Source organism: Microcystis sp. M31BS1 (genome assembly GCF_020245285.1).
Lineage (GTDB): Bacteria > Cyanobacteriota > Cyanobacteriia > Cyanobacteriales > Microcystaceae > Microcystis > Microcystis panniformis.
Map to the genome: position 1 here is coordinate 1 of NZ_JADBVE010000362.1, position 5,983 is coordinate 5,983.

Here is a 5,983-nt window from a genome sequence, read left to right on the forward strand (position 1 = left end):
AACTTTTCTGACTTTTCTTCAGCCATTTATGAATGTTTGAATGATGCCCATTTGAAACATAAAAAAGAACTGGATTCCTTGCTGACTCTACGATTTCAGAAGTTTAATAAATCTCAGATTATGAACGTCTAAAGTATAACTGATAACTGATAACTGATGACTGATGACTGACTTTTAGACAAAAAATCTCTCCCTAAAGAGGAGAGAAGTCAAAAAAAGCACGAATAACAATGGGTGGGAGGCGGTTTTTATAGGTCGCCGCCACGAAAAGCTAGTAGGAAAATGACAAAGGGGCCAGCTAACATGATTAGCGCCACGAAGGTGAGTTGAAAAATGGGTTCTAAATTGAGAGCCGCAAATAATTCCATGATGTCTCCTAACCTGTTTACAATGATTTAAAAGGCTAATCTGGTCAAAACCATTGTCTATCATACAGGGGATGATTCGCTGGTTTTCCTGATTCGATACAAAAATACATAAAGTTTTGTTGCAATTCTGAATTTTCCCGCTTTCCTCTTTCCTTCCCACCGAGGGACCATCTCAATGTTCAACTCTCTGACCACATCTCCCGACTCGTTAACCCAGATTTATACTGGTTTTCAGGCACTCTCGGATCCCCTGCGACTGCAAATTTTGCAACTGTTGCGACATCAGGAATTATGCGTCTGTGAATTGCGCGACCATCTTGATATCGCCCAATCTAAATTATCTTTTCACCTAAAAACGCTAAAAGAAGCCAATTTAGTCCGCAGTCGTCAAGAGGGTCGTTGGATCTACTACAGCCTGAATCTATCTCAATTTCTTCTCCTAGAAGAATATCTATCCGAATATCGTCGTTTTGCTGCCCTCGTCCCCGCTCGTTTCTGCGAGGAAAATCAGTAACCAATCAAGATTTTTAGAAATATTAAAGCTTTATGACTGGCTTTTACCCTTGACATATCAACTTTTTTTGAAATAATAAAGGTGGATTACCCAATCTCCCATCATTCCCTTTCCACCTTTGTGCGATGACTAATCAAATCAATCCTAAAGCCGCCAAAGCTGGTGGTAGCCTTAGTGTTTTTGAAAAATATCTTACCCTTTGGGTTATTTTCTGTATTTTGGCGGGAATTGCCCTCGGTCGGTTATTTCCGGACGTAGCGCGGACTTTAGATGCCATGAGTATCTATAACGTTTCTATTCCGATCGCCATCTGTCTTTTCTTCATGATGTATCCGATCATGGTTAAGATCGACTTTTCTCAAGCTCTTCGGGCTGCCCGTACTCCCAAACCAGTTATTTTAACTTTAGTGGTTAATTGGCTGATCAAACCCTTTACCATGGTGGCGCTGGCTCAATTTTTTCTCGGCTGGCTGTTTCTGCCTTGGTTGAGTCAAACGGAGATTATCCGAGGACAGACGGTAAGTTTAGCTAGTTCCTACACTGCTGGAGCCATTTTACTAGGAATTGCTCCCTGTACGGCCATGGTCTTGATGTGGGGCTATCTTTCCTACAGTAACCAGGGTCATACCCTAATTATGGTAGCAGTCAATTCCCTAGCGATGCTTTTTCTCTACGCTCCCCTAGGTAAATGGTTACTGGCAGCTAATAATTTTGTAGTCCCCTGGCAGACCATTGTTCTTTCTGTGTTAATCTACGTTGGTTTACCGCTTATTGCTGGTATTTATAGCCGTCACTGGATTTTTAAACATAAAGGACGGGCCTGGTTTGAATCGCGTTTTCTTCACTATCTCAGTCCTGTGGCAATCACTGCCTTATTGTTAACCTTAATCCTGCTTTTTGCTTTCAAAGGCGATTTAATTGTTAGTAATCCCCTGCATATTTTCCTGATTGCTATTCCCCTGTTTATTCAAACTAATCTGATTTTTTTTCTTAGTTATGTGGCCGCTCTCAAACTCAATTTAGTTTACGAAGATGCCGCTCCCGCTGCTTTAATTGGTGCTAGTAATCATTTTGAGGTAGCGATCGCCACTGCGGTGATGTTATTCGGATTGAATTCGGGGGCTGCTTTAGCGACAGTAGTGGGGGTATTGATTGAAGTACCTGTGATGTTAATGTTGGTAGAATTCTGTAAAAAAACCGCCTTTTGGTTTCCCAGAGATCCAGAAAAAGCTACCCTTCTCGATCCTCGTTGCTTGAGTCCTTACAAATAATTATTCACCATGATCCAATCGACTCACAAACCGAGAATTCTTTTTCTGTATGGCTCTTTGCGGGAACGTTCCTACAGTCGTTTATTAGCAGAAGAAGCGGCCAGAATTATCACTGAATATGGGGCAGAAGTGCGCTTTTTTGATCCCCGTGAATTGCCGATTTATGGCAGTGTTCCCGATACTCATGCCAAGGTGCAAGAATTACGAGAATTAAGTCAATGGTCTGAGGGTCAAGTCTGGTCATCTCCCGAACTTCACGGCAATATTAGCGGCATTATCAAAAACCAAATTGATTGGATTCCCTTGAGTATTGGTGCGATTCGGCCAACCCAAGGCCGCACCTTAGCAGTCATGCAAGTAAGCGGAGGTTCCCAATCTTTTAACGCGGTTAACACTCTGCGAATTCTTGGTCGTTGGATGCGAATGTTTACTATTCCCAATCAGTCTTCGGTGGCTAAAGCTTATCAGGAGTTTAACGAGGATGGCACGATGAAAGATTCCCCCTATCGAGATCGAGTTATTGATGTAATGGAGGAACTTTATAAGTTTACCATTCTCCTGCGAGATCAGGTAGATTATCTGACCGATCGCTATAGTGAAAGAAAGGAAAAAGCCGCCCAAGAAATAGTCACAATTGCCCATAAAGCTATTAATTAAATCAATTCCTAGGAGTTAAAATCATGAAAAGAGTCATGTTTGCCTGTAGAAAAAATTCCTGTCGTTCCCAAATCGCCGAAGGTTTCGCTAAAACTTTAGGTGCGGGCAAAATTGCTGTCACCAGTTCCGGATTAGAAGCGGCCAAAGTTCACCCCCGAGCAATCGAAGTTATGGGGGAAATTGGTATCGATATTACTGACCAAACTTCCAAATCAATTAGGGATTTTAATCCTGAAGATTACGATGCAGTTATCTCCCTATGTGGTTGCGGTGTCAATCTGCCGGAAGGATGGGTTTTACAGGAAATTTTCGAGGATTGGTTAATTGATGATCCCGATGGTCAACCTATCGAAACTTTTCGCCGAGTTCGCGATGAAATTAAGGCTAAAGTTATCGGATTAATCGAGCAGTTAAGTAGGTAGGTTTTAAAAGTTGTCAGACACCCCCCTTATCAAGGGTGGTAGGGTAGGGTTGATTCATGAATCAACCCTACTATGAATCAACCCTACTATGAATCAACCCTACTATGAATCAACCCTACTATGAATCAACCCTAGGGGGCAGTGGGGATCAGAGGCAAAATCCATCTTTAATTTAATTATAACTATTTACTTAAGTTAATTTCTGCCAAATTTTTGCGGTTCTCTTGTCGTTTGTGTGATAGATTTTAGCGCTCGAATCTGTCTTCCTCTCTGTGTTCTTTGTGTCTCTGTGGTTTATCCCCAAGAGAATCTTTTTTATAGCTTATCCCTTGGGGGAGAAAAATAAGAGCGGAAACCACAGTTGATGAAGAATATCTTCATTAATTCGACGCACAGCTAACCATTCCAACATATTAGAACGATGGGAGGTGGCCACAGCGATCGCACTGATATCATCTTCTTCTGCTGCCGTCAAAACTTCTAATACAGGTGTTCCCTGTCGCACTTGGCTCTGTACTTGCAAACCGAGTTTTTCTAGTCGCGCTTGCACCGATTCTAATTCCCGATGGGCATCATTTAAACGAGATTCGGTGACACTGGGATCGCGACTGATATTTTCCACTACCCGGACGAGGAGACATTGCTCAAAAGAACCGGGGGAGCGAGTTTGAGCGTATTTTTCTATCTGTTCAATTAGATAAATTGCGTCGGGACTGCCATCGTAGGGAATTAATAAATGTTTCCAGAGATGCTGACAGCGCAGGGCTAATTCATCGCGAGTATAAACTGATAATAATTGCGGTCGGAAAATCAGCAGCGGAATATCGGTAATACCTGCGATCGCTAAACTGGTACTACCGAATAATTTTTCTTGGACGGCACCGCGCATGGGATTGCCCATCAAAATCACGTCAATAGAGTGATGCGCGAGGATTTCCCGCACGGCATCCACGGGACGACGGTTAGAGATTTCGACAATAACTGTCATGCCGTCGGGAATATTTGCTAAAGCTGGGGATAATTTTTCTTTAGCCGCGTCAATTTTTCCTTGATCTACGGCAGCTAGGGTGGGTTGTTCCCAAATCGGAATACTGTGGAGGAAGATAACTTGTTTTAAGCCGCTCAGGGCTAAGTGTGGCACACAATGGACAAGACGATGGAGACCATCGAAAAGATCTGTACAGATCAAAGCGCGCTCGAACATAAATTAACCCCTAGCAATTCGGTTATTCTTCCCTAAGAATAGCTAAAAAGGTGAAGAAATGCGCCCCGCATCCCTAGCTCGTTTCCGCAGAAACCCAGCCGGAGAAAGAGGTCGCCCGCAGGGGTGAAATGAGTTATTGGGAAGCCCAGGGATTAGAATCTAGACCCCACTGGTGTTTGAGAAAAGCTTTGTACATATTTTCCCTGACCATCATTTGTTCGTAGAGCTTGATCAGGAAATCCTGCGCTTGCTCCTGACTCATTTTTTCTACCTGAGTCTGAAAAGAACGAATGTTGAACTGTTGTTCTAAGGAAAGTTCGATCGGTTGAGACATGGTGTTTCTCCTCGATGAAGACAGTGGTTGATAACAAGCGAGATGGGTGATTGGTATCACCTCTTTTCTTTAACTAATGTAACAAATACTTGACAAAGTGTCAATGTATCTGTAAAGAGGGTTTTGCTTTTCCCCTCCTGTTAGCTAGGATACCCCGCCGTCAAAAGGAAAGAAGCATATAATGATACATTTAGCAAGAGTTTTAATAAAATTTTGCTTACTGTGAACAAATACTTAAGTAGTTATACTTAGGTAGCCCAGGGCGAGAGAAAATATTTGACAAATTGTGTAAACATTCTGTAATAATCGAAAAGAGCGACATAAATCGGGTAAGTTGAATGATTAGGCCTGTTAACAGCTAAAAACGTAACCCCTAGATCCCGTCCCTCTCGTTGAAATCGTTAAGGATAGTCAAAATTGACGGACACAGCCGCTATCGTGCAGAAACTACAAGCTTATCGCTGGGAAACATCCTCCTTAGCTCTGTTTGCCTTAAAAAAATCAGCATACAGGCACGGAATGTCGCACAAGTTTTTACCTAAAATGTCGGATGAATGCCCCCGCTACATTTTTCGACAAGATACTCAGCTTTGCGGGGGATGAAATCCGACCAGAATATCAACCGCAGAGCATCGGTTTAATTCCACAATCTGTGGGTAAACTGTGTTATAATTAACTTAGCCAAGGGTCGAGGATTGTTAGATGCTAGTCGTAGAAGCAAAGCTAAAAAACGGAACACCAGAGCAATATCACCGGCTTGATGAAGCTATCAAAACTTCTCAGTTTGTGCGTAATTCTTGTGTTCGTTATTGGCGGTCCAATCAAGGGACAACCCGCAATGATCTCCAAAAACTTTGCGCGGTACTAGCTAAAAATAAAGAGACACCATGGGTTAATAAATTAAACTCTCAAGCTCGTCAATCGGCTGCTGATAGAGCCTGGCAATCAATTAATAGATTTTATCAGAATTGTCATGCTAAGATACCGGGAAAAAAGGGTTTTCCTCGGTTCAAAAAACATAACCGTTCGGTTGAGTATAAACTAACGGGCTACAAACTATCAGATGATCGACGTAAAATCAAGTTCACTGATGGCTTTAAAGCAGGAGAATTTGATTTATGGTGTAGTCAAAAGACCTTAGTTTATTATTCAGAGCAACAGATTAGACGGGTAAGAGTTGTTAGACGTGCTGACGGTTATTATTGCCAGTTTC

At 42.3% G+C, this 5,983-nt stretch carries 8 protein-coding genes and 1 pseudogene; 6 read left to right on the top strand and 3 right to left on the bottom strand.

Translation table 11 applies throughout. The annotated features are described in order from the left end of the window. Positions 1 to 132: pseudogene (locus IM509_RS20340) on the top strand (IS630 family transposase); the annotation flags it as partial. A gap of 116 nt (positions 133 to 248) precedes the next feature. Here the strand turns inward: IM509_RS20340 and psb30 are convergent. Continuing rightward, positions 249 to 368 (bottom strand): photosystem II reaction center protein Ycf12/Psb30, encoded by a 120-nt coding sequence (psb30, locus tag IM509_RS20345; protein WP_002736367.1) that lies wholly within the window; start codon positions 366 to 368, stop codon positions 249 to 251. A 175-nt stretch (positions 369 to 543) separates the two neighbouring features. Here psb30 and IM509_RS20350 point away from each other — a divergent pair, with 175 nt between their 5' ends. The 4 genes from IM509_RS20350 to arsC all read left to right on the top strand — a co-directional run bounded on the left by IM509_RS20350 (position 544) and on the right by arsC (position 3,232). After that, positions 544 to 882, top strand: a complete 339-nt coding sequence (locus IM509_RS20350; protein ID WP_002737698.1) for an ArsR/SmtB family transcription factor — start codon at positions 544 to 546, stop codon at positions 880 to 882. Positions 883 to 1,007: 125 nt separating this feature from the next. Beyond that, positions 1,008 to 2,153, top strand: coding sequence for an ACR3 family arsenite efflux transporter (gene arsB / locus IM509_RS20355; protein ID WP_052275459.1), 1,146 nt, complete (start codon positions 1,008 to 1,010; stop codon positions 2,151 to 2,153). Between the two features lie 9 nt (positions 2,154 to 2,162). Further along, entirely contained in the window at positions 2,163 to 2,810 is a 648-nt protein-coding gene (gene arsH, locus IM509_RS20360) for an arsenical resistance protein ArsH (RefSeq protein WP_052275458.1), read from the top strand. 23 nt (positions 2,811 to 2,833) lie between these two features. Next, positions 2,834 to 3,232 (top strand): arsenate reductase, glutathione/glutaredoxin type, encoded by a 399-nt coding sequence (gene arsC / locus IM509_RS20365; RefSeq protein ID WP_052275457.1) that lies wholly within the window; start codon positions 2,834 to 2,836, stop codon positions 3,230 to 3,232. Positions 3,233 to 3,554: 322 nt separating this feature from the next. Here arsC and IM509_RS20370 read toward each other — a convergent pair whose 3' ends face one another. Together IM509_RS20370 and IM509_RS20375 are read right to left on the bottom strand one after the other, a co-directional pair. Next, positions 3,555 to 4,436 (bottom strand): universal stress protein, encoded by an 882-nt coding sequence (locus tag IM509_RS20370; RefSeq protein WP_072925224.1) that lies wholly within the window; start codon positions 4,434 to 4,436, stop codon positions 3,555 to 3,557. Positions 4,437 to 4,569: 133 nt separating this feature from the next. Further along, complete coding sequence (locus IM509_RS20375; protein WP_002791926.1) at positions 4,570 to 4,770, bottom strand: NblA/ycf18 family protein; 201 nt, start codon at positions 4,768 to 4,770, stop codon at positions 4,570 to 4,572. Between the two features lie 702 nt (positions 4,771 to 5,472). Between IM509_RS20375 and IM509_RS20380 the strand changes: the two genes are divergently transcribed. Beyond that, positions 5,473 to 5,983: nuclease/transposase family protein (locus IM509_RS20380; protein WP_502882268.1), on the top strand; the 511-nt coding region annotated here is incomplete at its 3' end.